Source organism: Psychrobacter sp. CAL346-MNA-CIBAN-0220 (assembly GCF_040309805.1).
Classification (GTDB): domain Bacteria; phylum Pseudomonadota; class Gammaproteobacteria; order Pseudomonadales; family Moraxellaceae; genus Psychrobacter.
This window is the reverse complement of the sequence record NZ_JBEOPF010000709.1, coordinates 1-238: the sequence shown is the minus strand read 5'-3', so window position 1 is coordinate 238 and position 238 is coordinate 1. Positions and strand designations below refer to the sequence as shown.

General features: G+C 40.3%; 1 protein-coding gene. It reads right to left on the bottom strand.

Going from position 1 to position 238, the window contains the following annotated elements; genetic code table 11:
* On the bottom strand, nucleotides 1-238 hold a 238-nt coding region (locus AAEY88_RS15410; RefSeq protein WP_350563793.1), incomplete at both ends, for a hypothetical protein.

Here is a 238-nt window from a genome sequence, read left to right as displayed (position 1 = left end):
ATGTCATAGTGATTGGCGCAGTTGCATTACCATTAGCATTAATTTGTGAACCACGACGTACAACTAAAAAGTCATCACCTGTTTCACCAATTAGCGTTGTACCCGCTTGAACATATAATATAGTTGCATCTGCACGGTCATTACCAACTGCAGTACGACCATTTAAAATCCAATGTGCATCGTTAGTAAGCGTTACATCTGCCGTGAACGTTGTATCTTCAGTTAAACGGTATACTGG